The sequence below is a fragment of the Pseudomonas sp. SJZ079 genome, assembly GCF_007993865.1.
Classification (GTDB): Bacteria; Pseudomonadota; Gammaproteobacteria; order Pseudomonadales; family Pseudomonadaceae; genus Aquipseudomonas.
The window spans coordinates 123307-146765 of the sequence record NZ_VIUH01000009.1; the positions used below are offsets into that span (position 1 = coordinate 123307).

Sequence of the window (23459 nt, forward strand, 5' to 3'; positions counted from 1 at the left end):
TGCCGCGAGAAATGGCCCCCGATTAGGCGTAGGACGCAGGTAATGGTCATTCCCTTGCCAAGTCCTGCAACAACAGCGGGGGCCATTTCCCGCGCAACCCGAAGGGCCGGGCTTGTTTTTGCGCGATGCGGCGTTTCTCGTCGCTCATTTGGAACAACCAAACCGCGCTCCTCGTGTCTTGCCTCGCGCAAAAACAAGCTACGGCGCGGCCGCGAATGAAACGGCAACAGACCCTAGGTGTTTGCCTCTGGCCGCGCTACAGAGTCTTGGCCATGCGGCTGGCCAGTAGCGCCCAGGCGAACAGCAGGGCGCAGAGGATGATCAGCGGCCAGGCGCGCCAGCGCAAATAGGGGGTCAACTGCTGCATCGGCTGGACCTCGCCATACAACACACCGCGCTCGAACTGCGGCAGTTGCGTGGTGATCCGGCCATGGGGGTCGATCAGTACGGTCATGCCGTTGTTGGTCGCGCGAATCATCCAGCGGCCCGCCTCCAGGGCGCGCATCTGCGCCATCTGCAGGTGTTGCAGCGGGCCGATCGAACTGCCGAACCAGGCATCGTTGCTGACGGTCAGCAACAGCTCGCTCTGGGCGGCCAGTCCGGCGGCAAACTCGGGGTAGACCACTTCATAGCAGATATAGGTGGCAATCTTGTAGCCCTTGGCCTGCAGCAGCGGTTGCGTGGCCGAGCCGCGGGCGAAGTCTGACATAGGTAGGTTGAAGAAGGCGATCAGCCCGCGCAGCACCTCTTGCAAGGGCACGTATTCGCCGAAGGGCACCAGTTTCTGTTTCAGGTAGTCGCCGCTGCCGTCGCCGATCACGCTGACCGCGTTGTAGTAGCGCGGCTCGCCGCGCTCGTTAGCCTGGCGGATCGGTACGCCGGTGATCAGCGCCGCCTGTCGTTCGCGGGCGAAGCGATCCATCACGCTCAGGTAGCCGGCGGCGTGTTCCTTGAGTACCGGCACTGCGGTTTCCGGCCAGACGATCAGGTCGGTCGGCTTGGCGCTCAAGCTCATGTCACGGTACAGCGCCAGTTGTGCGTTGAGCTGCGCCGGGTCCCACTTGAGGTTCTGTTCCACGTTGCCCTGCATTGCCGCGACCTTCAGCGGGGCGCCAGCCGGCTGGGTCCAGGCGTGATCCTTCAGGGCCATGCCGACTATCCAGGGAGCGAGCAGCAGGGCAATGCCGGCGGCGAGAAACACCGTGCGGCTACGCAACTGCGCCAGATTGACCAGCAGCGCCGCGGTCAGCGCCAGGGCAAAAGAAATCAGCCACACGCCGCCCAGGGGGGCCAATCCGGCCAGGGGCCCGTCGAGCTGGCTGTAGCCGGCGTAGAGCCAGGGGAAGCCGGTGAGGAACCAGCCGCGAAAGGCCTCCTGCGCCAGCCACAGTGCGGCGAATGCCAGGGCGTCGGCCAGGGGCGCTTCGGCACGCCGCAGCCAGCGCGCCCATAACCAGGCGGCGAAGGCAAAGAACAGCCCCAGTCCGGCGACGAAGCCCAGGGTCAGCACGGCCGCCAGCGCCGGTGAGGCGGCGCCGTAATCGTGGATGCTGACATACACCCAGCTGGTGCCGGCGGCGAACAGGCCAAAGCCGTACCACCACCCGCGCCATGCCGCCTGGCGCGGGCTCAGGTCGCGCAGGGCGAGGTAGAACAGGGCGATAGACAGGATGGCCAGCGGCCACAGGTCGAATGGGGCGAGCGCCAGGGTGGTGACGGCGCCGGCAGCCGCCACGAGGAGGTTGCCCGGCCAGCCGGGGCGGGTGATCCAGCGCATCGTAAATCCTTGGCAATGAAAGACCGCAGGAGGCTATAGGGAACTGGCGGCCGCGGGCAAGCCGTATGGTGGGAAAAGGCTGAAACTTCGCCGCCGGAATGGCGCAAATAGCGCGATTTTATCGGCAGTTGACTGCGCTGGCCGCGTGCGGTGGGTCAAGCAAGCTTGCCCACCTTGCAAGGCGCCAGGGCCTCAACGCTCGAGTGGCGTCAGGCGTAGCAGATGGATGCGCCGACTGTCGGCGTTGAGTACGCGGAAGCGGAAGTCGCCGATCTCGGTCACTTCGTTGCGCTTGGGCAGGTGGCCGAAGGCGCTCATCACCAAGCCGCCGACGGTGTCGAACTCGTTGTCGGAGAACTCGCAGGCGAAGGCTTCGTTGAAGTTGTCGATCGGGGTCAGGGCCTTGACCAGGAAGTCGCCGCTGGGCAGCGGCTTGACGTAGCTGTCCTCCTCGACGTCGTGCTCGTCCTCGATGTCGCCGACTATCTGCTCGAGCACGTCCTCGATGGTCACCAGGCCGGCGACGCCGCCGTATTCATCGATGACCACGGCCATGTGGTTGTGATTGGCGCGGAATTCGCGCAGCAGCACGTTGAGGCGCTTGGATTCGGGCACGAAGGTCGCCGGGCGCAGCAGGTCCTTGATGTTGAAGCTCGGTTGCTCATCGAGCATGACCAGCGGCAGCAGGTCCTTGGCCAGGAGGATGCCGACCACGTCGTCGAGGCTTTCGCCGACCACGGGATAGCGTGAGTGGGCGGCTTCGATGATCGACGGCAGAAATTCCTTGGGCATCTGATTGGCTTTGATGCTGATCATCTGCGAGCGGGGAACCATGATGTCGCGAACTTGCAGGTCGGCCACCTGAATGGCGCCTTCGACAATCGCCAGGGCTTCGCTGTCGAGTAGCTTGTTCTGGTGCGCTTCTCGTAGCACTTCCAGCAGTTCTTGACGGTTTTTCGGCTCATGAGCAAAAGCCTGGGTCAGTTTGTTCAACCAGGACTTCTGCTCGTTGCTCGATCGGTCTTCGCTCATGGGGGGACTCGGAATCCTTACTCGTGGGGGGTTATTCGTCGCCGGCGTAGGGGTCGGGATGACCCAGTTCGGCGAGTAATGTGCGTTCCAGTGCTTCCATTTCCTCGGCTTCGGCATCCTCGATATGGTCGTAACCGAGTAGGTGCAGGCAGCCGTGAATCACCAGGTGCGCCCAGTGCGCCTCCGGGCGCTTGCCCTGTTCGATGGCCTCGCGCTCGACCACGGGCACGCAAATCACCAAGTCGCCGAGCAGCGGGATGTCGAGCAGCTCGTCGGGCACGTCGGCAGGGAAGGTCAGGACATTGGTGGCGTAGTCGCGCTGTCGGTAGCGATGATTCAGCTCGCGGCCTTCGGCTTCATCGACCAGGCGAATGGTCAGCTCGGAGTCTGCTGTGCGCTGGCGCAGGGCCAGGGCGCACCAGGCGCGAAACTGGGCTTCGTCGGGCAGTGGGCTGGCCTGGCTGGCGAGTTGCAGATCCAGTTCAAGCATTGCCGTTGTCCTGGTCGTCGTCCAGCTTGCCGTGCAGGCGGTTGTCGTGATGCTCGTAGGCCTCGACGATGCGCTGCACCAGCGGGTGGCGCACCACGTCCTTGGGCTTGAAGTGGGTGAAGCTGATGCCGGGCACTTCATGCAGCACGTCGATCACGTGGGTCAGGCCCGAGCGCGTACCGCGCGGCAGGTCGACCTGGGTGATGTCGCCGGTAATCACCGCGGTGGAGCCGAAGCCGATGCGGGTGAGGAACATCTTCATCTGTTCCATGGTGGTGTTCTGGCTTTCGTCGAGGATGATGAAGCTGTTGCTCAGCGTGCGACCGCGCATGTAGGCCAGGGGCGCGACCTCGATCACCTGCTTCTCGATCAGTCGGGCGACATGCTCGAAGCCGAGCATTTCATACAGTGCGTCGTACAGCGGGCGCAGATAGGGGTCGATCTTCTGCGCCAGGTCGCCGGGCAGGAAGCCGAGTTTCTCGCCGGCCTCGACCGCCGGGCGCACCAGCAGGATGCGCCGAACCTGCTCGCGCTCCAGGGCGTCCACTGCGCAGGCGACGGCCAGGTAAGTCTTGCCGGTGCCGGCGGGGCCGATGCCGAAATTGATATCGTGTTCGAGGATGGCCTTGACGTAGCGCTGCTGATTGGCGCCGCGCGGGCGAATCATGCCCTTGCGCGTGCGCAGCGTCACGCTGGCTTCTGCGCCCGGATTGGCCAGCTCTTCGATGCCGGACTCATGCAGCGCCAGGTGCACGGTATCCGGAGACAGCTCGCTGTTCTTGGCCTCGCGGTACAGGCGACGCAGCAGCTGTTCGGCGGACTGGGTGCGCTCTGGCGGGCCGAGCAGCTCGAACTGATTGCCGCGGTTGCGGATCTCAATGCCCAGGCGTTGCTCGATCAGGTGCAGGTGTTCATCGAGTTGCCCGCACAGGTCAGCGAAGCGGCGAGCATCGAAGGGTTCGAGGGTAAAACGACGGGGTTCTATGGGTATGTTCAAGGTCGTGTGGTGGCCGCCAGTCGGCAGGGTAGTGAAGCGAAGAATAACGCTAGCCGTGCGAGGGGGGAAGCTTGGCTAACTGCGACTTTAGCAGCTCACCGGAGAGCCCGCGAGCACGGCTCGCGGGACCCTCTCAGCGGCCGACTCAGGCCGGGGTGAGTGCCGTCAACAAGGTGCCGCGTAGCGAGTGCGGCATGGCGTCGTCGATCCGCACCATGGCGAACTGGCCGATCAGGCGCGGATTGTCGCTGCGGAAGTTGACCACCCGATTATTCTCGGTGCGGCCCTGGAGCATGCCGGGGTCCTTCTTCGAGTAGTCGCTGACCAGAATGCGCTGCACGCTACCGACCATGCGCCGGCTATTCTCGAAGCCCAGTTGATTGATGCGTTCCTGGAGAATTTTCAGGCGCTGCTTCTTCAGTTCTTCCGGGGTCTCGTCGGGCAGGTCCGCCGCCGGGGTACCGGGGCGTGCGCTGTAGACGAAAGAGTAGGAGAAATCGAAGCCAATCTCTTCGACCAGCTTCATGGTCTGCTCGAAGTCTTTCTCGGTCTCGCCGGGGAAGCCGATGATGAAGTCTGAGCTGATCAGAATACCGGGGACCGCGGCCTTCAATTTGCGGATACGCGACTTGTATTCCAGGGCGGTGTGGTTGCGCTTCATCGCGGCGAGGATGCGATCCGAGCCCGATTGCACCGGCAGGTGCAGGTATTTGACCAGCTCGGGGATCTCCGCGTGGGCCTGGATAAGTGCGTCGGAGAACTCCAGCGGATGGCTGGTGGTGTAGCGGATGCGGTCGATACCGTCGATGGCCGCCACGGCATACAACAGTTCGGCGAAGTCGGCGATCCCACCTTCGCGGGTCTCACCACGGTAGCCGTTGACGTTTTGCCCGAGCAGGGTCACTTCGCGCACGCCGTTGTCGGCCAGGTGGATGACTTCACCGAGCACATCCACCAGCGGGCGGCTGACTTCCTCACCTCGGGTGTAGGGCACCACGCAGAAGGTGCAGTACTTGCTACAGCCTTCCATCACCGAGACGAAGGCGCTAGGACCGTCGACACGTGGTTCGGGTAGGCGATCGAATTTTTCGATTTCGGGGAAGGAGATATCGACCTGCGGCTGCTTGGTAGTGCGCACGGCATCGATCATTTCCGGCAAACGGTGCAGGGTCTGCGGGCCGAAGACCACGTCGACGTAGGGCGCGCGATCGCGGATGGCGGCGCCTTCCTGGCTGGCCACGCAGCCGCCGACACCGATCACCAGATCAGGTTTTTCCAGTTTCAATTCGCGCCAGCGACCCAGCTGGGAGAACACCTTGTCCTGAGCCCTCTCGCGGATCGAGCAGGTGTTGAGCAGGATGATGTCGGCATCTTCCGCGCGTTCGGTGACTTCCAGGGCTTGATGTTCGCCCAACAGGTCGACCATGCGCGAGCTGTCGTACTCGTTCATCTGGCAGCCGTGGGTTTCAATATAAAGCTTCTTGGTCATGCGGGCTCAAAGGGTGATTCGAAGAACCGCGCATTATAGTGGTCCGACGGCTGGCTTCCTAGGGTTGGCTGCCCGGTGGCTGTGCTATTATCTGCGCCCTTCATTTTCTCCAGTCTGAACTGCTATCCATGAGCAAGCGCGAGCCTATCTATAAGGTCATTTTCCTCAATCAGGGCCAGGTGTACGAAATGTACGCCAAGCAGATTTTTCAAAGCGATCTGTGGGGCTTTCTTGAGGTGGAGGAGTTTGTCTTCGGCGAACGCACCCAGGTGGTGGTCGACCCCAGCGAAGAAAAGCTCAAGGCCCAGTTCGACGGCGTAGTGCGCAGTTTCCTGCCGATGCACGCGATCATCCGCATCGACGAGGTCGAGCGTTTGGGCACGCCGAAGATCAGCGAGGCCAAGGGTGGCGGTAATGTCATGCCGTTTCCCATGCCCATGCCGGACAAATGAAGTGGCTGCGGGGTGCGTGCGGCGCCTGAGGTCAAACCCCTGCGCTCGCGCCACCGCGCCTAGGCTGCAAGGGTTACGGCAGGGGGGCGAACGGGGAGCGCTCGTCGGCGGTCTGCAATTCCAGCAGGTAGTTGCGGAAAATCTGCCCGAGCACCTGGCTGGCTATTTCCAGTTCGTCGCGCGGCATCTGCGCCGAGACCAGGTCGGCGCTGTCCATGGCCTCGTCTGAGCCATTGACCGCCGCCATTTTCAGCACGATATAGGCCTGAACATTGTTCGCCGGCACGCCTTCGCCGCGAAAGAACATCATGCCCAGGCGGTACTGCGCTTGGGCGTGGCCTTGCAGTGAGGCCTGTTCGAACCAGTTCAGCGCTTGCTGCAGGTCGCGCGGCGTGCGCTTGCCGTCGTAAAAAAATTCGCCGAGTTCGTATTTCGCTTGCAGGCTGCCGTTGTGCGCAGCTTCCTGGCACGCAGCCAGGGCGTCCGGCAAGTCCTCGGGTGGGCTGTTCAGCGAGCAACTGCTGGTGGCCGGAATCAGCAGGGAGTTGCCGCCTGCGCAGGCAAGTAACGGCAGTACAAGCAACAGGCAGCCCAGAGACAGGGTGCGGCCGGTGCGGATCATCTGGATAACGGGACCTCAGCAAGCGGGGCGGGTGAATAGCCCGGCCGACGCAGCGCGCCAGCCGTCGCATTATGAAATAAGACGGTTCGATCTTACAGGGTCTTGAGCGGGTTTTTTCCGTCGGCAGCCAGGCAGATCCAGTATTAGCCAGGCGATTAACGGGTAGGCGGGTGTCAGTAGGGCGTGGAACAGGTCGACGCGGCGCAGGGGGCCGATAATGCCTAGGGTGCCGACGGCCAACCCCACCAGCAGAAACAGGCCCACTGCGCCAGCGGCGGCCAGAGCCGGAGCGCGTCGTGGCCATTGCCTGGCGCCGGCATAGAGGATCAGCAGCATGCTCGCCAGGCCCAATAGCAGGCGGTAGTCCTCAAGCAGGTTCATCTGTCGGAACAGCTCGAAGAAGGCACATAGCCCTAATAGCGCCCGGCCCCAGTTCGGTCGGCTCCAGGCCCAACCTCGTCCCAGGCTCAACGCCGCCAGACTCAGCAGGGGCAGGCCAAGAAAGCTGCTGGCCTGGCTCAGCCACAGGTGGGCGGCCTGCCAGCTGGGATCCAGGCCGTAGCGCAGTGCGCCGCTCGTGGCGGCGGCAGCCGGCAGGAGAAAGCCGAGCAGGGCGCAGAACAGCGCCGGTTGATCGGCCTCGGGGTAACGCCCGCGGGCCTTGCCGAGGGCTATGACGCAGGCCAGGCAGGCCAGCGCCAAGAGCCCGTCGGAGGCGGCGGTGCTGTACTGCATCAGGCTTTTTTCAGCTCGGCGAAGGCGTGTTCGGCGGCGTCCAGGGTCAGCTTGAGTTCTGTGTCGCCATGGGCGATGGAGGTGAAGCCGGCCTCGAAGGCACTGGGTGCCAGGTAGATGCCGCCCTCCAGCATCAGGTGGAAGAAGCGCTTGAAGCGTTCGCTGTCGCTGGTCATCACGTCGTCGAAGGTGACGATGGCCTCGCGCTCGCTGAAGTACAGGCCGAACATGCCGCCCGCCTGGGTGGTGACGAAGGGGATGCCGGCGGCATCGGCGCGTTGCTGCAGGCCGTCGAGCAGGCGGGTGGTGTAGTCGCTCAGTTCGGCGTGGAAGCCGGGACGGCTGATCAGCTTGAGGGTGGTCAGGCCGGCGGCCATGGCCAGTGGGTTACCGGACAAGGTGCCGGCCTGGTAGACCGGGCCAAGCGGGGCGATGCACGCCATGATCTCGCGCTTGCCGCCGAAGCAGCCGACCGGCATGCCACCGCCGATGATCTTGCCGAAGGTGGTCAGGTCCGGGGTGACGCCGTAATGCGCCTGGGCGCCGCCGAGGGCGACGCGAAAGCCAGTCATCACCTCGTCGAAGATCAGCACCACGCCGTGCTTGTCGCATTGCTCGCGCAAACCCTGCAGGAAGCCCGGTGCCGGTGGCACGCAGTTCATGTTGCCGGCTACCGGTTCGACGATGATGCACGCCACCTGCTGGCCGACTTCGCCGAGCATCCGCTCGACCGCCTGGAGGTCGTTGAAGGGCAGGGTCAGGGTGTGTTTGGCGAAGTCCGCCGGCACCCCGGCGGAGCTCGGGACGCCCTGGGTCAGGGCGCCGGAGCCGGCTTTGACCAGCAGGCTGTCGGAGTGGCCGTGGTAGCAGCCTTCGAATTTGAGGATGCTGTCGCGACCGGTGAAGCCGCGGGCCAGGCGAATCGCGCTCATGGTCGCTTCGGTGCCGGAGCTGACCATGCGCACCATGTCCATGGATGGCACCAGGCTGCAGACCAGGTCGGCCATCTCGGTTTCCATGGCGGTCGGTGCGCCGAACGACAGGCCGTGCTCCAGTTGCTGGCGCACCGCATCCAGTACCTGCGGATGGCTGTGGCCGAGAATCATCGGCCCCCAGGAACCGACGTAGTCCACGTAGCGCTGGTCGTCTTCGTCGACCAGGTAGGCGCCGGCGGCGTGCTTGAAAAACAGCGGGGTGCCGCCGACGCTCTTGAACGCGCGTACCGGCGAGTTGACGCCACCGGGGATGTGCTTCTGGGCATTGGCGAACAGGACTTGCGAGCGTGACATGGCGAACCTCTTGATATTCGAGTCGGGGCGAGCTCAGTCGCCCGGGTAAGCAATTAGGTGTCGGCGAACAGGGCGCTGAAGGCACGCGCGCGCTGCTCGACCTGCGCTGCCGAGTCTGCGGCAAACAGCGCATGGATCACCGCGACCATGCTGGCGCCGCGGGCAATCAGCTGGGGGGCGGTGGCCAGGGTGACGCCGCCAATGGCGACTATCGGTAAGCTGAAGCGCTCGTGCGCGGCTTGCAGCAGATCGAGCGTGGCCGCGGGCGCGCCGGGTTTGGTGGCGGAGTTGAAGAAGCGCCCGAAAGCGATGTAGCTGGCGCCTTCGCTGGCGGCCATGTCGGCCAGCTCCAGTTGTGCGTGACAGGTGCCGCCGATGATTGCCTGGCGTCCGAGCAGGGCGCGGGCGGCGGCCAGCGAACCGTCGCTCTGGCCCAGGTGCAGGCCGACGCCGAGTCGCGCCGCCAGTTCGGCGTCGTCATTGATGATCAGCGCGGCGCCATAGCGCTCGCACAGCTCGCGCAGGGCTTCGGCTTCGCGCAGGCGGCGCGCGTTCTCGCTCGACTTGTCGCGGTACTGCAGCAGCCTGGCACCGCCCTTCAGTGCGGCTTCGGTGTAGGGCAGCAGCTTGCCGTCGGCCAACAATTGGCTATCGGTGATGGCGTACAGGCCTTGCAGTTTCATTGGCAGTTCTCCATCAACAGAAATCCAAGGGCAGGCGCCGCGGCAGGTACTGGCCGTGGCCGGGTTGCTCGGCGTCGCGCAAGGTGCGCCAGGTGTAGTCGAGGGCGAATTGCACCGCGCTGACCAGTTCCTGGCCGAGGGCCAGGCGCCCAGCCAGGGCGCTGGCCAGGGTGCAGCCGGAGCCGTGGTAGCTGCCGGGCAGGCGCTGGCAGACGAAGGTGTGCTGGCTTCCGTCGCGGCTGTACAGGCGGTTGTGCACTTCGCGTTCGTCGCCGTGGCCACCGGTGATCAGCAGGTGACGGATATAAGGCAGCAGTTTCTCGGCGCACTGATCCGCCGTGCCGTCTGGCAGCTCGGCGAGGATGCGCGCTTCCGGCAGGTTGGGCGTGGCGATGCTGGACAGCGCGAACAGCCGCTCGCGCATGGCGTAGCCGACGTCGTCCTGGCCCAGGGCGCCGCCGCCGCCGGCCCTCAGTACGGGGTCGCAGACCAGGGGCACACCGGGTAGCTGTTGCATGATCTCCAGCACGGTGTCGACCATCTCCACCGAGCCGAGCATGCCCAGCTTGACGGCCGCCACCGGCAGATCGGCGATGACCGCTCGCGCCTGAGCCAGTACCCAGGCGCGATCGAGCACGCGAAAGTCCTGGACGTTGACGCTGTCCTGCACGGTCAGTGCGGTCACAGTCGGGGCGGCGTGGCAGCCTTGGGCGAGCAGGGCTTCGATATCGGCTTGCAGGCCGGCACCACCACAAGGGTCGTGACCGGACAGGCAAAGCACTACAGGGCGTGAATTCGGCGTTTTCATGGTGCGCGAGCTTACCATTAAACGGCTTGTTTTGACCTGTCCAGGCGACGCTTGAGCGTCGCGGCGGGGCTCGCCATGGGTGGGTAACCTGATCGGCGCAGTAACGTTCTCGGGGGCGCTTGACGGTTGCTCGGACTTGCTCGCTAAGGCGCATTCCAGAGCCGTTTCGGCGAATCTGCCGGGTTTCTGTCGACTAGGCTTTTCCGTCCCAAGGCTGTGCTAGAGTGTGGGGTATTCGACTAACCAGGCCATGCGGGGCGGTGTCATTCAGGGGAGGAGGGACTCTCCGGCGCATCCCGACATCGTCTCTGTGGGGCCGCATGCGTCACATCCTGATCTTTCTGCTGGCCGCCTGGCCGGCATTCGCCGCTGCCGTAGTGTTCGATGAGCACACTCGTGCCCTGCCGCTTGGCCGATCGATGTCGGTATTTGAAGACGTGCGCGGTACTACGACCATCGACGAGGTCACCTCACCGGCCCTGCAGGGCAGTTTTCGCCAGCACGACAAAGACGTATTGAACGCCGGCTATTCGCGTTCGGTGTTCTGGCTGCGCCTGGATCTGCAGTACCGCCCGCAGCGTCTCGGGGGTCAGCAGCCCTGGCTGTTGGAGCTGGCCTACCCGCCCTTGGATCACCTGGAACTGTACCTGGATGATGGTCAGGGCGATTTCCAGTTGGTTCGGCGCACCGGCGATGCGCTGCCGTTCGCCAGCCGGGAGATCAAACAAAACAACTACCTGTTCGAGCTCAAGCTGCAGCCGAATCAGCTTCAGCGCGTCTATTTGCGCCTGCAGAGCCAGGGCTCGATCCAGGCGCCGCTGACCCTCTGGTCGCCCACCGCCTATCTGGAGGAACAACCGGCGCGCATCTATGTGCTCGGCATCATCTACGGCGTGTTGCTGGTGATGCTGATCTACAACCTGTTTATCTTCTTGAGCGTGCGCGACACCAGCTACCTCTATTACATCCTCTATATCGCCTCGTTCGGCCTCTACCAGATCTCGGTGAACGGCGCCGGCATCGAGTACTTGTGGCCCGACAGCCCTTGGTGGGCGAATGCCGCCACGCCGTTCATGATCGGCTCGGCGGCGCTGTTCGGGTGTCAGTTCGCCCGGACTTTTCTGCACACCGGCGAACACAGCCCCTGGATCGATCGCACCCTGTTGCTGCTGATGGCCTGCGGCGCCGGGGTGATGCTCCTGGCGTTGACGGTCAGCTATGCGCTATCCCTGCGCCTGGCCACTTACTTGGCCTTGCTGTTTACCGTGGTGATCTTCGCCGCGGGGATCATTGCCTGGCTGCGCGGCATGCGCGTGGCGCGCTACTTCATTTTCGCCTGGAGCGCCTTTCTCCTCGGCGGGCTGATCAACAGCCTGATGGTGCTCGGTTACCTGCCGAACATCTTCCTCACCATGTACGCCAGTCAGATCGGCTCAGCCCTCGAGGTCGGCCTGTTGTCCCTGGCACTGGCCGACCGCATCAATGCGATGAAAGAGGAGCGTACGCGGATCCTCCAGGAAACTGGGCGCAAGCTGGAGACGCTGAACCAGGAACTGGCCAACAGCAACCGTCTCAAGGATGAGTTCCTGGCCACCGTCACCCACGAGTTGCGCACGCCGATGAACGGGGTGATCGGCTCGTTGGAGTTGATGGAGACCCTCGAACTGCAGGGCGAGCAGGCGCAGTATCAGAAGACCGCCGCCGGCTCGGCGCGGGACATGATGCGCATGGTCAACGACATCCTCGCGTTGACCGAGTTGCAGGCCGGCAAGCTCTATCCGCGCCGCGAGCCTTTCAGCCTGCGCGGGTTGTTCGACAGCCTGCGCGTGCAGTATGCCCCGCGCGCCGAAGAAAAAGGCCTGAGCTTCGTCCTGGAGCTGGACCAGAGCCTGCCGGATACCCTCGAGGGCGATGCCGGCAAGCTGGCACAGAGCCTCGCTTGCCTGCTGGACAACGCCATCAAGTTCACCGCGCAGGGTGAGGTGCGGCTGCGGGTCAGGCGCGTCGGCGGCGTGAGCGCTAACCTGCCGCTGAGTATCGAGGTGATCGACACCGGCGTCGGCTTCAATGCGCCGCAGGACGCTGCGCTGTATCAGCAGTTTCACCAGTTGGACGGCTCCATGACCCGTGAATACGGCGGTCTGGGCATCGGCTTGGCGATCTGTCGACAGTTGGTCGACTTGCTCGGCGGCAACCTCAGTCATGAGTCGCAGCCCGGTCAGGGCAGTCGTTTCCAGTTGGATGTGCCGCTGGCGCTGCCGGCGCAGGCCGAGTCCGCACCTGTGCCGGTACGTCGCCCGGGTATGCAGGCCCTGCGCGAGCCGGCGCAATGCACGGTGCTGGTGGTCGAGGACAATGCGATCAACCAGCTGGTGACCCGCGGCATGCTGCTCAAACTCGGCTATCGGGTGCGCACCGCCGACAACGGCGCCGAAGCGCTGGAACTGCTGCGTGGCGAGGCGGTCGACGCCATCCTTCTGGATTGTCAGATGCCGGTGATGGATGGCTTTGCCACCTGTCGAGCGCTGCGTGCGCTACCCGAGTATGTCGATTTGCCGGTGCTGGCGATCACGGCCCATAGCCACAGTGGCGATCGCGAGCGTTGTCTGGCGGCCGGCATGAGCGACTACCTGGCCAAGCCGGTGAAGTTCGAGGAGCTGCGCCTGCTCTTGCACGACTGGTTGTTGAGCCAGAGGGCCTAGGAGCCTGTCGGACTTAACGCTGCCCTACTGCGGAAAAGCCGGATTTGGCCATTTAGCCGTTCTTCCTCGTTAAATAGCGCGCTATTCGCCTCGACAGATCGGCAAAACCGACTCAAACCGGACTTTCCCTCGTTACGGACGATCAAGTCCGACAGGCTCCTGGCGCGGATGCGATCCGCTGCGGCGTGACTGGCAGCATGAGTTTGTCGGCTCTTGGCGTTTTTAGCGGCTGATCTGCCGTGAATCCCCCTGTTATCAAGTTCTGAATCCTGATTCACTTAAAGCACAGTGAATCAGGATTCAGACTATGGCTTACCGTACCAGCGTGTTACGCCTCGACCGTGATCTGGCGCTGCGCGAGCGCATCCTCGCCTGCGCCTTGAGCCGCGTCAGCGAGGGTGGCTTCGCCGCCTTGACCATGCAGGCGCTGGCCGAGGCTGCCGGTATCGCCACCGGCAGCCTGTACCGGCACTTTCGCAGCAAGGGCGAACTGGCCGCCGAGGTGTTCGCCGCCGCCAGCCAGGGCGAAGTGGATGCCTTGGCCCAGATCCTGCGTGCACCCGGCAATCCGGCCGCACGCCTGGCCGCCGGGCTGCAGCAGTTCGCCGCGCGGGCCTGGCACAGTCGGCGGCTGGCCTTTGCCTTGATCGCCGAACCGGTCGACCCGGAAGTCGACGAACAGCGCCTGCTGTACCGCGAGGCCTATGCCGATCTGTTCGTCGAGCTGCTGGAGGAGGGCGCCGCCCTCGGGGTCTTCCGCGTACAGCACTTCAGCCTGATCGCCGCCTGCCTGGTCGGCGCTATTGCCGAATCCCTGGTCGGCCCGCTGTCGCCGCCCGCCCGAGCGGCGCGTGAAGCGGGACGCCAGAGCCTGGACCTGGCGGAAGTCAGCCAGAGCCTGATCACCTTTTGTCTGCGCGCCGTTGGCGCCGAGGAGCCCAAGTCATGAAAGCGCATTTGCTCGCCGAAACCCATGAAGTGTTCAATCAGGTGCCGCCGCTGGACGGCGCCAACCTCTATCGCGTCGACCTGCCGTTGCAGGAGTGGACGCGGCGCTACCAGGGCGGCTGGGCCGAGGCGCGGATCGACGCCTACGGTGCCCTGGCCGGTGGCGAGCTGATGGCCGCGGGCTTTCTCGCCAACGAGAACAAGCCGGTGTTTCACAGCCATGATCGCTATGGCCATCGCATTGACCTGATCGAGTTCCATCCGGCCTACCACCAGCTGATGAGCGCGGCCATCGAGCATGGCATCCCCTCCATGCCCTGGACCGAGCCGCGCGCCGGCGCGCAGGTGGCCCGCGCCGCCATGAGCTACCTGCACAGCCAGGCCGAGGCCGGCAGCGGTTGTCCCTTGACCATGACCTTCGCCAGCGTACCGGCGCTCAAGCTGCAGCCGGATGTCGCCGAGCAGTGGCTGCCGAAGATTCTGTCGACCCAGTACGACCCGCGCAACCTGCCGCTCGAGCAGAAAAGCGGGGCGACCATCGGCATGGCGATGACCGAGAAGCAGGGCGGCACCGACGTGCGCGCCAATACCACGCGCGCCTATCCGGTCGGCGCTGCGGGACCAGGACAGGCCTATGAACTGGTCGGCCACAAGTGGTTCTGCTCGGCGCCGATGTGCGACGCCTTCCTCACCCTGGCCAACACCGACAAGGGCCTGAGCTGCTTCTTGCTGCCGCGCCACAGGCCGGACGGCAGCCGCAACGAGCTGTATATCCAGCGCCTGAAGAACAAGCTGGGCAACTGGTCGAACGCCTCCAGCGAGGTGGAATACCGTGGCGCCCTGGCCTGGATGATCGGCGAGGAAGGCCGTGGCGTGCCGACCATCATCGAGATGGTGGCGCTGACCCGCTTCGACTGCATGATCGGCTCCAGCGCCCTGATGCGTCAGGCCCTGACCCAGGCCGCCCATCACTGTGCCTACCGCCAGGTCGGCGGCCGCGTGCTCAATCAACAGCCGCTGATGCAGAACGTCCTGGCCGATCTGGCCCTGGAAAGCGAGGCCGCCCTGGCCCTGACCCTGCGCATGGGCAAGGCACTGGACAACCCGACCGACGAGCGGGAGAACAAGTTCGCCCGCCTGGTCACCGCGGTGGGCAAGTACTGGATCTGCAAACGCGCCCCGGCGATGATCAACGAAGCCGCCGAGTGCATGGGCGGCGCCGGCTACGTCGAGGACAGCATCCTGCCGCGGCTGTACCGCGAGGCGCCGGTCAACTCGACTTGGGAAGGCTCCGGCAATGTGCAGTGCCTGGACGTGCTGCGCGCCCTGTCCAAGGAACCCGGGGTGCTCGATGCGTTGTTCGGCGAGCTGGGTGACGGTCATGGCGATGCGCGGCTCAAGGCACATATCCAGCGCCTGCAGGCGGCGTTTCGCGACACCGGCGATATCCAGTACCGCGCCCGCCAGTTGACCGAAGACGTGGCGCTGGCGTTGCAAGCCAAGCTGCTGTTGGAGGCGGGTAACGCGATGGTCTCCGATGCCTTTATCGCCAGCCGGCTGGGCGAGGGCGGGCGGGTTTACGGCACCTTGCCGCGGGGTGTGGCGGCCGAGGCGCTGGTGGCGCGCAGTACACCCCATCTGCTGTGAGCGCATGAGCGCGGTGGCGAGTGCTTGCCCGCAGCCGTAGCGCGCGTTCCGCGCGGCTGGCGAGCGGCCTGAATGATCGCGCCGTTGGTCTGGACGACGGCTCAAGGCGCTTCTGACAGAAACGCTCAGGTAGTCGCGGGGAGAGGCACGCCGCGCTATGCCGGAGCGCGGCGATGCAGGCAAGATAGAGGCCTGTGCTCAGCCAGGGAGACGCACCATGACCCCTTACTCCGAAGACTTTATCGTCGCCCGCAGTGCCGAGGAGGCCGTGGATCGTTTGGCCGTCCTCCATCAGCAAGCCACCAGTGCCCTGAGTCAGGCGCTCAGGCACTACCTCAAGGAACGGATCAAGCCTGACGCCGCGCAGCGCGCGCAGTTCCGTTACCCGGAGTTGCGCCTGATCTATCCGGGCCAGGGCGAGGTGGCGACCAGCGTGCGCGCCTACGCCAAGGTGCAGGTGCCAGGCACCTACAGTGTCACCGTGACCCACCCGGCGGCCTTTCGCAAATACCTGCTGGAGCAATTGCGGCCGTTGATGAGCGACTTCACCGTGCAGGTGGAAGTCGGCATCAGTCAGCAGAACATTCCCTACCCCTATGTGGTCGAGCAGGGCGATGAACTGGCCGGTTCCGGGGTCACCGCCGCCGAACTGGCGCGGGTGTTCCCCAGCACCGACTTGTCGGCCGCCACCGACGGCATCGCCGACGGTCTGTATGACTGGGCCAACACCGATCCGCTGCCGCTGGCGTTGTTCGATGCGGCGCGGGTGGACTTCTCCCTGCGCCGTCTGGTGCATTACACCGGCAGCGACTGGCGGCATGTACAGCCGTGGATTCTGCTGACCAACTACCACCGCTATGTCGACCAGTTCATTCGCCATGGCCTGGACATGCTGGTCGGCGACTCGCGCTTCGTGCGCATGGTGCTGCCGGGCAACGTGGTGATCGAGCGTGGCATGGCCGAAGGCGAGATGCAGGCGATCATCGAGGGTGTGGTCTGGCACCGCTACCAGATGCCTGCGTATCACCTGTTCGCCAGCGACGGCGATGGCATCACCCTGGTCAATATCGGCGTCGGACCGTCCAACGCGAAAAACATCACCGATCACCTGGCCGTGCTGCGTCCGCACTGCTGGCTGATGATCGGCCACTGCGGCGGCCTGCGCCAATCGCAGACCATCGGCGACTACGTGCTGGCTCACGCCTATATGCGCCGCGACGGCATTCTCGACCGGGTGCTGCCGCCGAATATTCCGCTACCAGCCCTGGCCGAAGTGCAGATGGCGCTGCAGGAGGCCGCCGCGCAAGTCACCGGCGAACGTGGCGATGCGCTGAAGCGGCGTTTGCGCACCGGCACCGTATTGACCTACGACGACCGTAACTGGGAGCTGCGCTGGGCCCAGGAACGGCCCTTGATCAACCTGGCGCGTGCGGTGGCGGTGGACATGGAAAGCGGCACGGTCGCCGCCCAGGGCTACCGCCTGCGCGTGCCTTACGGCACCTTGCTGTGTGTATCGGACAAGCCGCTGCACAGCGAGATCAAGCTGCCGGGCGCGGCCGGGGCCTTCTACGAGCGGGCGGTGACTCAGCACCTGCATATCGGCATCGCCGCCCTCGATCTGTTGCGTGGCCAGCTCGACTCGCTGCATTCGCGCAAGCTGCGCAGCTTCGACGAACCGCCGTTTCGTTGAGCGGACGGTTCAGCGGGGAGCCGCACTGCCCGGCATGAACTCCTGGAAGGGGGTGACTTGCCTGGGCCGGGCCATGGCGCTTTCCAGGTCGGTCAAGCTCTTGTGGCTGACCTGGATCAGGCCGCGCCGCGGCCGATCGAGGTCGATGATGAGGAACACCAGCAGGACGATCAGCCCGACCATGATGTAGGTGGCGAAGGACGCGCGGTGGCCGGCGACGCCGGAGGAGTAGCCGAGGATGACGCCGGCCATCAGGAAGGTGGTGTAGAGCAGGTTCAGAACGATTTCCGGGACATGGCGATTGAGCGTGGCATCCCGCGTGCCGTAGGCGTCGATCATCTCGTTCAGGGCCTGCAGGAACAGCCCGCTGGTGACCGGGTTGGGCACCTCTTCGGCGGCCTGCAGGGCGTAGTTCCAGAGCAGGGCCTGCTGTTGAGTGGCCTGGTCGAGCATGGCCTGGCGTTGATAGGCGTGGTCCAGGCTGAGGCTGCCGGCCCGTACCCGCAGGCTCAGGTAGCTGGCCAGCGCCTTGAGCGTCGGTGCGCGTACCGACTCCGGTAGTAGCTGGGCGCGCAGGTAGGCGGTGCCTATGGCATTGGCTTCGCTCACCACGGCCTCGCTGCGGCTGTCGAAGCGCTGCAGCGACAGGGAGAAGGTGAAGCCGAGCAGCAAGGCGAGGATGCCGATCAATGAGCCCTGGATGGTGATGATATGGGACTTCGACGGTTCGTCGCTGCTGCGCTGGTAGCGGCGGCCGACGCGATGGCCCAGTTCGATGGCCAGCGCCATGGACGCGAAGAGAATGCCGGCGATCAGGGTGCTGCTCAGGTCGTACATAAACTCTCGCAAGTGACCGACGCCTCGAAAGACGAGTCCCTGTCGTGGCGACTCGATCCCGGAGAGCATGCCGCGCGTTGCTTGCAGGCACTCCGCCAAACCTCAGTCTAGAAGCCGTTTGGCGGGTGTGCTGCAAGCGTCGGTTGCGGCTCAGCGGCTGGCGTCGAGTACCACCCGGTAGCGCGCCTTGCCATCGCGCAGATGCTGGATGGCGTCGTTGACCCGGCTCATGGGGAAGTGTTCGACCTGCGGCAGGATCTGATGGCGGGCGCAGAACTCGAGCATCTTGCTCATGCTCGCCGGTGAGCCGACCGGCGAGCCGGACAGGCTGCGCTGGCGCGGAATCAAGTTGAATACATGCACCGGGATGGCACTGGGCACGATGCCAACGAAATGCAGGCGACCCTTGCCGCCCAGGGTAGCGATCAGCGCGTTCCAGTCGAGGTCGGCGCTGGCGGTGACCAACAGAAAATCCAGGCTGCCGGCCAGCGCCTTGAGTGCCGCACTGTCGGTGGAGGCCACCACCTTGTGCGCACCGAGGCGCTTGGCTTCTTCCTGCTTGTTCAAGGAGGAGGTGAAGGCGGTGACCTCGCAGCCCCAGGCGTTGAGGAAGCGCAGGGCCAGGTGGCCGAGGCCGCCGATGCCGACCACGCCGACCTTGTCGGTGGGCTTCACGTCGAACTCCAGCAACGGGCTGAACACCGTTGAGCCGGCGCAGAACAAAGGCCCGACCAGACTCGGCTCGAGGTTGTCCGGCAGCGGGATGGCCCAGGCCCAATGCGCGCGCAGGCGGTCGGCGAAACCACCGTTGCTGCCGACTATGGTCGGTTTCACCGTGCCGCACAGCTGGTGCGAGCCCTGCATGCACGAGTTGCAGTGCATGCAGCTGCCCTTGTACCAGCCGATGCCGACTCGCTGACCGAGCTTGAGCCCGCGCGCCTGTTCACCGAGGCGCACGACGGTGCCGACCACCTCATGGCCGGGAATGAAGGGGTAGCGGGCATTGCCCCACTCGTTGTCGATCATCGACTGGTCGGAATGACAGATGCCGCAGTATTCCACGGCGACTTCGACCTCTTCCGCGCCCAGCGGACCGGGGTTGAATTGAAAAGGCTCCAGTGCGGCGCCGGCCGCCTTGGCGGCCCAGCCGGTGAAGGTCTCGAGTACGGATTCGGAGGTGCTCATGCGGGTGTCCTCGGTGCGCGCGAAATAACCCCTGCAGCATAGTCGCCCCGCTGGCTGTGTGGGCAGTCCCATAAGGTGGGGTGATAGCCGGGGCGTGGTCTCGGTTACACTGCCGCTCCCGTTTTCTGCTCCCGGACGCCGCATGTCACGCCCGCCCCGTTCAGTCGCCCCGCGCCGTACTGCCGACAAGCCCGCAGTGCGCCGGGTGGCCAAGGCCCCTCCGAGCGAACCGCGCTTGTTGTTGCTGAACAAGCCCTTCGATGTGCTGACCCAGTTCAACGACGAGCAGGGCCGCGCCACGCTCAAGGATTTTGTCGCGGTGCCCGGCGTCTATCCGGCCGGACGCCTGGATCGCGACAGCGAGGGCTTGCTTCTGCTGACCAACGATGGCCGGCTGCAGGCGCGCATCGCCGACCCCAAGCACAAGCTGGCGAAAACCTACTGGGTGCAGGTCGAGGGCGAACCGACCCCGGAGCAGCTGCAACAGCTGCGCGAGGGCGTGCAGTTGAACGACGGGCCGACCCTGCCGGCCGAGGCCCGGTTGCTGGATGAACCGACGCTGTGGCCGCGCAACCCGCCGGTGCGCTTTCGCAAGAGCGTGCCGACCGCCTGGCTGGAACTGGTGATTCGCGAGGGGCGCAATCGCCAGGTGCGGCGCATGACCGCGGCGGTCGGCTTGCCGACCCTGCGCCTGGTACGGGTGCGCATCGGGCCCTGGAGCCTGGAAGGCTTGCAGCCCGGCGAGTGGAAAGAGGTCGAGGCGCGCTTGTAAGCCGGCGCGGCTCCAGCCTCAGGCGACTGCTAACAGGCCGTTGAAAAATGTAGCGAGCGATGGCAGGGCCGTACCCGTTCCCTACGGGTAACGGCATTTCCCACATCCATGTGGGTCACAAGGCGAATAGCCGCAACGCAGTGGAACGGAGTAACAGCCAGAGGCTGGCCCCTTCGGGGCCGCGCTGCGTTTTTGTGAGGCTGATTTCAACGCTGCATAGTCGAGCGCAGTAGATTTTCAACAGCCTGTTAAATGCCTTCCATCCCGGCAATCACCACGGTCTTGATGATAAAGCCGAGTACGCCCAGGCCCAGGGCGAGAAACAGGATCATGGTGCCGAAGCGCCCGGCTTTGGATTTCTTCGCCAGGTCCCAGACGATAAACGCCATGAACAGCACCAGGGCGCCGACCAGCGTGGTCATCATCAACTCTTCGAACACTTCCGGTTCCATCTCCACCTCATCGATTGACTGCTGGCTGCACCGTTCTGTGCCAGGCGCTTGACTCAGCGCTAGGGACTCAGCGCCGCGGGCGGCGCAAAAACGCCGGCGATTATACGTCAGCCTCCGGCGTTGTCAGTGACCGCTCAGCTGCGCAGGTGCTGCAGCGGCAGCTGGGTGCTGGAGAGGATTTGTTGCAGGACGAAGCTCGAACGCACGCTGGAGACCCCGTCGATGCGGGTCAGGGTGCCGAGCAGCAGCTTCTGGTAGTGATCCATATCCGGCACCACCACCTTGAGCTGGTAGTCCGCGTCCATGCCGGTGACCAGGCTGCATTCGAGCACCTCGGGGCATTGGCGGATGGTTTCCTGGAAGTGCTCGAAGCGTTCCGGGGTGTGCCGGTCCATGCCGATCAGTACGTAGGCGGTAAGGCTCAGGCCGAGCTTCTTGCGGTCCAGCAGGGCCACCTGGCTGAGGATATAGCCGTCGTCCTGCAATTGCTTGACCCGGCGCGAGCAGGGCGAGGGCGACAGGCCGATGCGCTCGGCCAGGTCCTGGTTGGACAGGGTGGCGTCGCGCTGCAATTCGGCGAGAATGTTCAGGTCGTAGCGGTCAATTTTGTTCATCTTTGCGCTGCCTTCGTGCTTGGCTTGCTTCTAATGATGCTTGATGGGTTAAAAATTGCGCAAGAGATAGATTTTTCAGCAATGTTCGCAATCTTCTGTCGCGCCCGATCACCTAAGCTTTACCTCAGTTTCACGGCCCGGACGACATGTCCAACCGGCTCGCCCAATCAGGTGAGCGGAAGCCGCCGATCCCACCGGATCGTCACGGCACCCGGGTCCGCACTGCCCAACCAGGCAGGCGAGGAAAGCGGCGACAGCATTGCCAGCGCAGGACACTTAGCAAAAGGGGAGGCCGCCAAGCCTCCCCTTTTGCTGTCTGCGGTTAACACAGGATTGCAAGCGCAAGCGCCAGCGCGCAGCCCGTCAGGCTTTGCTGGCAGTGATCGGGTCGGCGTGGACCAGTACTTCGGCGCGCGGGAACTCGGCTCTAATCGTCGTTTCCACCTGATCGCACAGGGCGTGGGCCTGGAACAGGCTCAGCTCGCCTGGCAACTCGATATGCAGCTGGACGAACCAGCGGGTGCCGGAAAGTCGTGTGCGCAGGTCATGGGCGCCCAGCACGCCCGGCACGGCGCAGACCAGCTCAAGCATCTGCGCGCTGACCTGCGGCGACAGCTCCTGGTCCATCAGCACCGCCACCGCTTCGCGGACGATGCTGATGGCGCTCCAGAGGATATAGAAGGCGATCCCTATGCCGAACAGCGCATCCAGTTGCGGCCAGCCGAAGCTGGCCAGCAGCAGGGCCAGCAGAATGCTGCCGTTGAGCAGCAAGTCCGAGCGGTAGTGCAGCGAGTCGGCGCGGATCGCGGTGGAGCCGGTCAGGCGCACCACGTGGCGCTGAAACAGCAACAAGGCGACGGTCAGCGCCAGCGACAGCAGCATCACCGCGATGCCTAGGTCAGGCGAACCGAGTGGCTGGGGATGCAGCAGACGCTCGACCCCATGGCTGCCGACCAGTACCGCGCTGGCACCGATAAACAGCGCCTGGCCGAGGCCGGCGAGTGCTTCGGCCTTGCCATGGCCGTAGCGGTGATCCTCGTCCGCCGGGCGCAGGGCATAGTGCACGGCGATCAGGTTGAGCAACGACGCGGCGCCGTCCAGCAGCGAATCGGTGAGGCCGGCGAGCAGGCTGACCGAACCGCTCAGCCACCAGGCGATGGCTTTGGCCAGCGACAGGCTCAAGGCCACCGCCAGCGCGGCGACCGTGGCCTGGCGCATCAGGCGGGCATGGTGCGCGGGGACGGTCATGTGGCGTCCGGCAGGAAGTACAGGTAGTCCAGCGCCGGCGCGGGTTGGCCCATTGCGGTCAGTGCGGCACTGACCTGGCCGCGATGGTGGCTGCCGTGGTTGACCAGGTGCAGCACCAGGTCGGCGATGGGTTTTGCCTGCGACTCGCCGCGCATGTTGCGGTAGGCCAGCGGCTGCAGCAGCCCGGCGTCGTCATAGGCGCGCAGCTGCTCGAGCCAGGCCTGCACGCCGTGCTGCAGGTAGTCGGCCAGCGCGCTGCGCTCGGTGGCCGCCTCGGCATCCAGGCTGGCGAAGGGCTGCGGCTGCACGCGCAGGCGCGCGAGCCAGATGCGGTCGGCGACGGCCAGGTGGTTGAGGGTGCCGTGGATGCTGCCGAAGAACAGCCCGCAGGGCGCGCGGTACTGGGCCTCATCCAGGGCCTGAAGGCCTTGCAGCAGACGTTGGTACGCCCAGCCGTGGTAGCTCAGCAGGCGCTCCAGGTGACTGGCGAGCAGGCGTTGCATCTAGGCCGCCGGCCGCAGGCCGTAGGCGGCCAGTTGTTCGGCGCTGCCGCGGTGCTGGATCAGCCGCGGGTCGTCCAGTGGCAGGCTGTGGCCGGTGTGTTGCTCGATCAGCGCCTTCAACTTGGCGTTGTCGACCTGGCCATCGGCACCCACCGCGTTTTTCAGCGTGTCTGGGTCGACCTGGGCGTTGGAGCCGTTAGGCAGGTAGATGGCACCGGTGGCGAAGTCGACGCCGAAGGCAATCAGGCCGGGGATGACGTAGAACAGGATGCCGATGGCGTCCAGCGCCACCACCACCGGGTCGACCCGGCCTTCGATCTGGCCGCGACGGTCGGGGAAGAACAGCGTGCCGCACGCGGTCAGCTGGGTGAACAGGGTGACGGTGAGAACACCGCCGATAACGCGGGACTGCATGCGCATTGAACACCTCCTAGTGAAAAGTGGCGCAACTATAGCAAGGCTCCTGGGGCAAAACTGTGGCGTTTTG

The 23459-nt window shown here is 64.8% G+C and carries 23 protein-coding genes; 6 read left to right on the forward strand and 17 right to left on the reverse strand.

Going from position 1 to position 23459, the window contains the following annotated elements; all coding sequences use genetic code 11:
* Positions 1-256 precede the first annotated feature (256 nt).
* The 5 genes from lnt to miaB form a co-directional block, all read right to left on the reverse strand.
* Complete coding sequence (gene lnt / locus FBY03_RS10910) at positions 257-1777, reverse strand: apolipoprotein N-acyltransferase (protein ID WP_147172315.1); 1521 nt, start codon at positions 1775-1777, stop codon at positions 257-259.
* Between the two features lie 192 nt (positions 1778-1969).
* The gene (locus FBY03_RS10915; protein WP_147172317.1) at positions 1970-2809 is read right to left on the reverse strand and encodes an HlyC/CorC family transporter; all 840 of its coding nucleotides are present in this window, start codon (positions 2807-2809) and stop codon (positions 1970-1972) included.
* Between the two features lie 31 nt (positions 2810-2840).
* Positions 2841-3299, reverse strand: coding sequence for an rRNA maturation RNase YbeY (ybeY, locus tag FBY03_RS10920; protein WP_147172319.1), 459 nt, complete (start codon positions 3297-3299; stop codon positions 2841-2843).
* Positions 3292-4296: a PhoH family protein gene (locus tag FBY03_RS10925; RefSeq protein ID WP_147172321.1), complete on the reverse strand. Its 1005-nt coding sequence runs from the start codon at positions 4294-4296 to the stop codon at positions 3292-3294. Before FBY03_RS10925 ends, ybeY begins: the two co-directional genes overlap by 8 nt.
* A 145-nt stretch (positions 4297-4441) precedes the next feature.
* Positions 4442-5785 (reverse strand): tRNA (N6-isopentenyl adenosine(37)-C2)-methylthiotransferase MiaB, encoded by a 1344-nt coding sequence (gene miaB / locus FBY03_RS10930; protein WP_147172323.1) that lies wholly within the window; start codon positions 5783-5785, stop codon positions 4442-4444.
* A gap of 128 nt (positions 5786-5913) precedes the next feature.
* Here miaB and FBY03_RS10935 point away from each other — a divergent pair, with 128 nt between their 5' ends.
* The gene (locus FBY03_RS10935; RefSeq protein ID WP_079204654.1) at positions 5914-6237 is read left to right on the forward strand and encodes a DUF1820 family protein; all 324 of its coding nucleotides are present in this window, start codon (positions 5914-5916) and stop codon (positions 6235-6237) included.
* A gap of 73 nt (positions 6238-6310) precedes the next feature.
* Here FBY03_RS10935 and FBY03_RS10940 read toward each other — a convergent pair whose 3' ends face one another.
* The 5 genes from FBY03_RS10940 to FBY03_RS10960 form a co-directional block, all read right to left on the reverse strand.
* Positions 6311-6859 (reverse strand): tetratricopeptide repeat protein, encoded by a 549-nt coding sequence (locus FBY03_RS10940; protein WP_147172325.1) that lies wholly within the window; start codon positions 6857-6859, stop codon positions 6311-6313.
* 69 nt (positions 6860-6928) lie between these two features.
* Positions 6929-7594, reverse strand: a complete 666-nt coding sequence (locus tag FBY03_RS10945; RefSeq protein WP_147172326.1) for a hypothetical protein — start codon at positions 7592-7594, stop codon at positions 6929-6931.
* A complete protein-coding gene (gene hemL, locus FBY03_RS10950) occupies positions 7594-8883 on the reverse strand; it encodes a glutamate-1-semialdehyde 2,1-aminomutase (protein ID WP_147172328.1) in 1290 nt (429 codons plus the stop codon). The genes FBY03_RS10945 and hemL overlap by 1 nt, the downstream gene beginning before the upstream one ends.
* 53 nt (positions 8884-8936) lie before the next feature.
* The gene (gene thiE / locus FBY03_RS10955) at positions 8937-9566 is read right to left on the reverse strand and encodes a thiamine phosphate synthase (protein ID WP_147172330.1); all 630 of its coding nucleotides are present in this window, start codon (positions 9564-9566) and stop codon (positions 8937-8939) included.
* A gap of 13 nt (positions 9567-9579) precedes the next feature.
* On the reverse strand, positions 9580-10374 hold the full coding sequence (locus tag FBY03_RS10960; RefSeq protein WP_025167599.1) for a hydroxymethylpyrimidine/phosphomethylpyrimidine kinase: 795 nt from the start codon (positions 10372-10374) through the stop codon (positions 9580-9582).
* Between the two features lie 320 nt (positions 10375-10694).
* Here FBY03_RS10960 and FBY03_RS10965 point away from each other — a divergent pair, with 320 nt between their 5' ends.
* From FBY03_RS10965 to amn, 4 genes are all read left to right on the forward strand, one after another.
* Positions 10695-13076: a hybrid sensor histidine kinase/response regulator gene (locus FBY03_RS10965; protein ID WP_147172331.1), complete on the forward strand. Its 2382-nt coding sequence runs from the start codon at positions 10695-10697 to the stop codon at positions 13074-13076.
* A gap of 307 nt (positions 13077-13383) precedes the next feature.
* Entirely contained in the window at positions 13384-14025 is a 642-nt protein-coding gene (locus FBY03_RS10970; protein ID WP_147172333.1) for a TetR/AcrR family transcriptional regulator, read from the forward strand.
* Positions 14022-15671, forward strand: a complete 1650-nt coding sequence (locus tag FBY03_RS10975; RefSeq protein ID WP_147172335.1) for an acyl-CoA dehydrogenase family protein — start codon at positions 14022-14024, stop codon at positions 15669-15671. The genes FBY03_RS10970 and FBY03_RS10975 overlap by 4 nt, the downstream gene beginning before the upstream one ends.
* A 217-nt stretch (positions 15672-15888) precedes the next feature.
* A complete protein-coding gene (gene amn / locus FBY03_RS10980) occupies positions 15889-17361 on the forward strand; it encodes an AMP nucleosidase (RefSeq protein WP_147172337.1) in 1473 nt (490 codons plus the stop codon).
* Between the two features lie 9 nt (positions 17362-17370).
* On the opposite strand, the gene FBY03_RS10985 is transcribed toward amn, so the two are convergent.
* Together FBY03_RS10985 and FBY03_RS10990 are read right to left on the reverse strand one after the other, a co-directional pair.
* The gene (locus tag FBY03_RS10985) at positions 17371-18198 is read right to left on the reverse strand and encodes a hypothetical protein (protein WP_147172339.1); all 828 of its coding nucleotides are present in this window, start codon (positions 18196-18198) and stop codon (positions 17371-17373) included.
* A gap of 150 nt (positions 18199-18348) precedes the next feature.
* Entirely contained in the window at positions 18349-19383 is a 1035-nt protein-coding gene (locus tag FBY03_RS10990) for an NAD(P)-dependent alcohol dehydrogenase (RefSeq protein WP_147172341.1), read from the reverse strand.
* Positions 19384-19588: 205 nt separating this feature from the next.
* Here FBY03_RS10990 and FBY03_RS10995 point away from each other — a divergent pair, with 205 nt between their 5' ends.
* The gene (locus FBY03_RS10995; RefSeq protein ID WP_178090632.1) at positions 19589-20155 is read left to right on the forward strand and encodes a pseudouridine synthase; all 567 of its coding nucleotides are present in this window, start codon (positions 19589-19591) and stop codon (positions 20153-20155) included.
* A gap of 248 nt (positions 20156-20403) precedes the next feature.
* On the opposite strand, the gene FBY03_RS11000 is transcribed toward FBY03_RS10995, so the two are convergent.
* The 5 genes from FBY03_RS11000 to FBY03_RS11020 form a co-directional block, all read right to left on the reverse strand.
* Positions 20404-20607 carry a DUF2788 domain-containing protein gene (locus FBY03_RS11000; protein ID WP_025167592.1) on the reverse strand — a complete coding sequence of 68 codons (204 nt, stop codon included), beginning with the start codon at positions 20605-20607 and terminating at the stop codon, positions 20404-20406.
* Between the two features lie 134 nt (positions 20608-20741).
* Positions 20742-21221, reverse strand: a complete 480-nt coding sequence (locus FBY03_RS11005) for an Lrp/AsnC family transcriptional regulator (protein WP_147172344.1) — start codon at positions 21219-21221, stop codon at positions 20742-20744.
* 363 nt (positions 21222-21584) lie between these two features.
* Positions 21585-22469: a cation diffusion facilitator family transporter gene (locus tag FBY03_RS11010; RefSeq protein WP_147172346.1), complete on the reverse strand. Its 885-nt coding sequence runs from the start codon at positions 22467-22469 to the stop codon at positions 21585-21587.
* Positions 22466-22972, reverse strand: a complete 507-nt coding sequence (locus tag FBY03_RS11015; RefSeq protein WP_147172348.1) for a DinB family protein — start codon at positions 22970-22972, stop codon at positions 22466-22468. The genes FBY03_RS11010 and FBY03_RS11015 overlap by 4 nt, the downstream gene beginning before the upstream one ends.
* The gene (locus FBY03_RS11020) at positions 22973-23392 is read right to left on the reverse strand and encodes a polyribonucleotide nucleotidyltransferase (protein WP_147172350.1); all 420 of its coding nucleotides are present in this window, start codon (positions 23390-23392) and stop codon (positions 22973-22975) included.
* Between the last annotated feature and the right edge of the window lie 67 nt (positions 23393-23459).

Bases quoted from the DNA above. Each gene is read 5' to 3' on its own strand.
- thiE (WP_147172330.1), bottom strand. From the start codon at position 9,566: ATGAAACTGCAAGGCCTGTACGCCATCACCGATAGCCAATTGTTGGCC.
- FBY03_RS10960 (WP_025167599.1), bottom strand. From the start codon at position 10,374: ATGAAAACGCCGAATTCACGCCCTGTAGTGCTTTGCCTGTCCGGTCAC.
- lnt (WP_147172315.1), bottom strand. From the start codon at position 1,777: ATGCGCTGGATCACCCGCCCCGGCTGGCCGGGCAACCTCCTCGTGGCG.
- miaB (WP_147172323.1), bottom strand. From the start codon at position 5,785: ATGACCAAGAAGCTTTATATTGAAACCCACGGCTGCCAGATGAACGAG.
- FBY03_RS10915 (WP_147172317.1), bottom strand. From the start codon at position 2,809: ATGAGCGAAGACCGATCGAGCAACGAGCAGAAGTCCTGGTTGAACAAA.
- FBY03_RS10935 (WP_079204654.1), top strand. From the start codon at position 5,914: ATGAGCAAGCGCGAGCCTATCTATAAGGTCATTTTCCTCAATCAGGGC.
- ybeY (WP_147172319.1), bottom strand. From the start codon at position 3,299: ATGCTTGAACTGGATCTGCAACTCGCCAGCCAGGCCAGCCCACTGCCC.
- FBY03_RS10970 (WP_147172333.1), top strand. From the start codon at position 13,384: ATGGCTTACCGTACCAGCGTGTTACGCCTCGACCGTGATCTGGCGCTG.
- FBY03_RS10965 (WP_147172331.1), top strand. From the start codon at position 10,695: ATGCGTCACATCCTGATCTTTCTGCTGGCCGCCTGGCCGGCATTCGCC.
- FBY03_RS10975 (WP_147172335.1), top strand. From the start codon at position 14,022: ATGAAAGCGCATTTGCTCGCCGAAACCCATGAAGTGTTCAATCAGGTG.
- FBY03_RS11005 (WP_147172344.1), bottom strand. From the start codon at position 21,221: ATGAACAAAATTGACCGCTACGACCTGAACATTCTCGCCGAATTGCAG.
- amn (WP_147172337.1), top strand. From the start codon at position 15,889: ATGACCCCTTACTCCGAAGACTTTATCGTCGCCCGCAGTGCCGAGGAG.
- FBY03_RS11000 (WP_025167592.1), bottom strand. From the start codon at position 20,607: ATGGAACCGGAAGTGTTCGAAGAGTTGATGATGACCACGCTGGTCGGC.
- FBY03_RS10990 (WP_147172341.1), bottom strand. From the start codon at position 19,383: ATGAGCACCTCCGAATCCGTACTCGAGACCTTCACCGGCTGGGCCGCC.
- FBY03_RS11010 (WP_147172346.1), bottom strand. From the start codon at position 22,469: ATGACCGTCCCCGCGCACCATGCCCGCCTGATGCGCCAGGCCACGGTC.
- FBY03_RS10945 (WP_147172326.1), bottom strand. From the start codon at position 7,594: ATGCAGTACAGCACCGCCGCCTCCGACGGGCTCTTGGCGCTGGCCTGC.
- FBY03_RS11020 (WP_147172350.1), bottom strand. From the start codon at position 23,392: ATGCGCATGCAGTCCCGCGTTATCGGCGGTGTTCTCACCGTCACCCTG.
- hemL (WP_147172328.1), bottom strand. From the start codon at position 8,883: ATGTCACGCTCGCAAGTCCTGTTCGCCAATGCCCAGAAGCACATCCCC.
- FBY03_RS10985 (WP_147172339.1), bottom strand. From the start codon at position 18,198: ATGTACGACCTGAGCAGCACCCTGATCGCCGGCATTCTCTTCGCGTCC.
- FBY03_RS11015 (WP_147172348.1), bottom strand. From the start codon at position 22,972: ATGCAACGCCTGCTCGCCAGTCACCTGGAGCGCCTGCTGAGCTACCAC.
- FBY03_RS10940 (WP_147172325.1), bottom strand. From the start codon at position 6,859: ATGATCCGCACCGGCCGCACCCTGTCTCTGGGCTGCCTGTTGCTTGTA.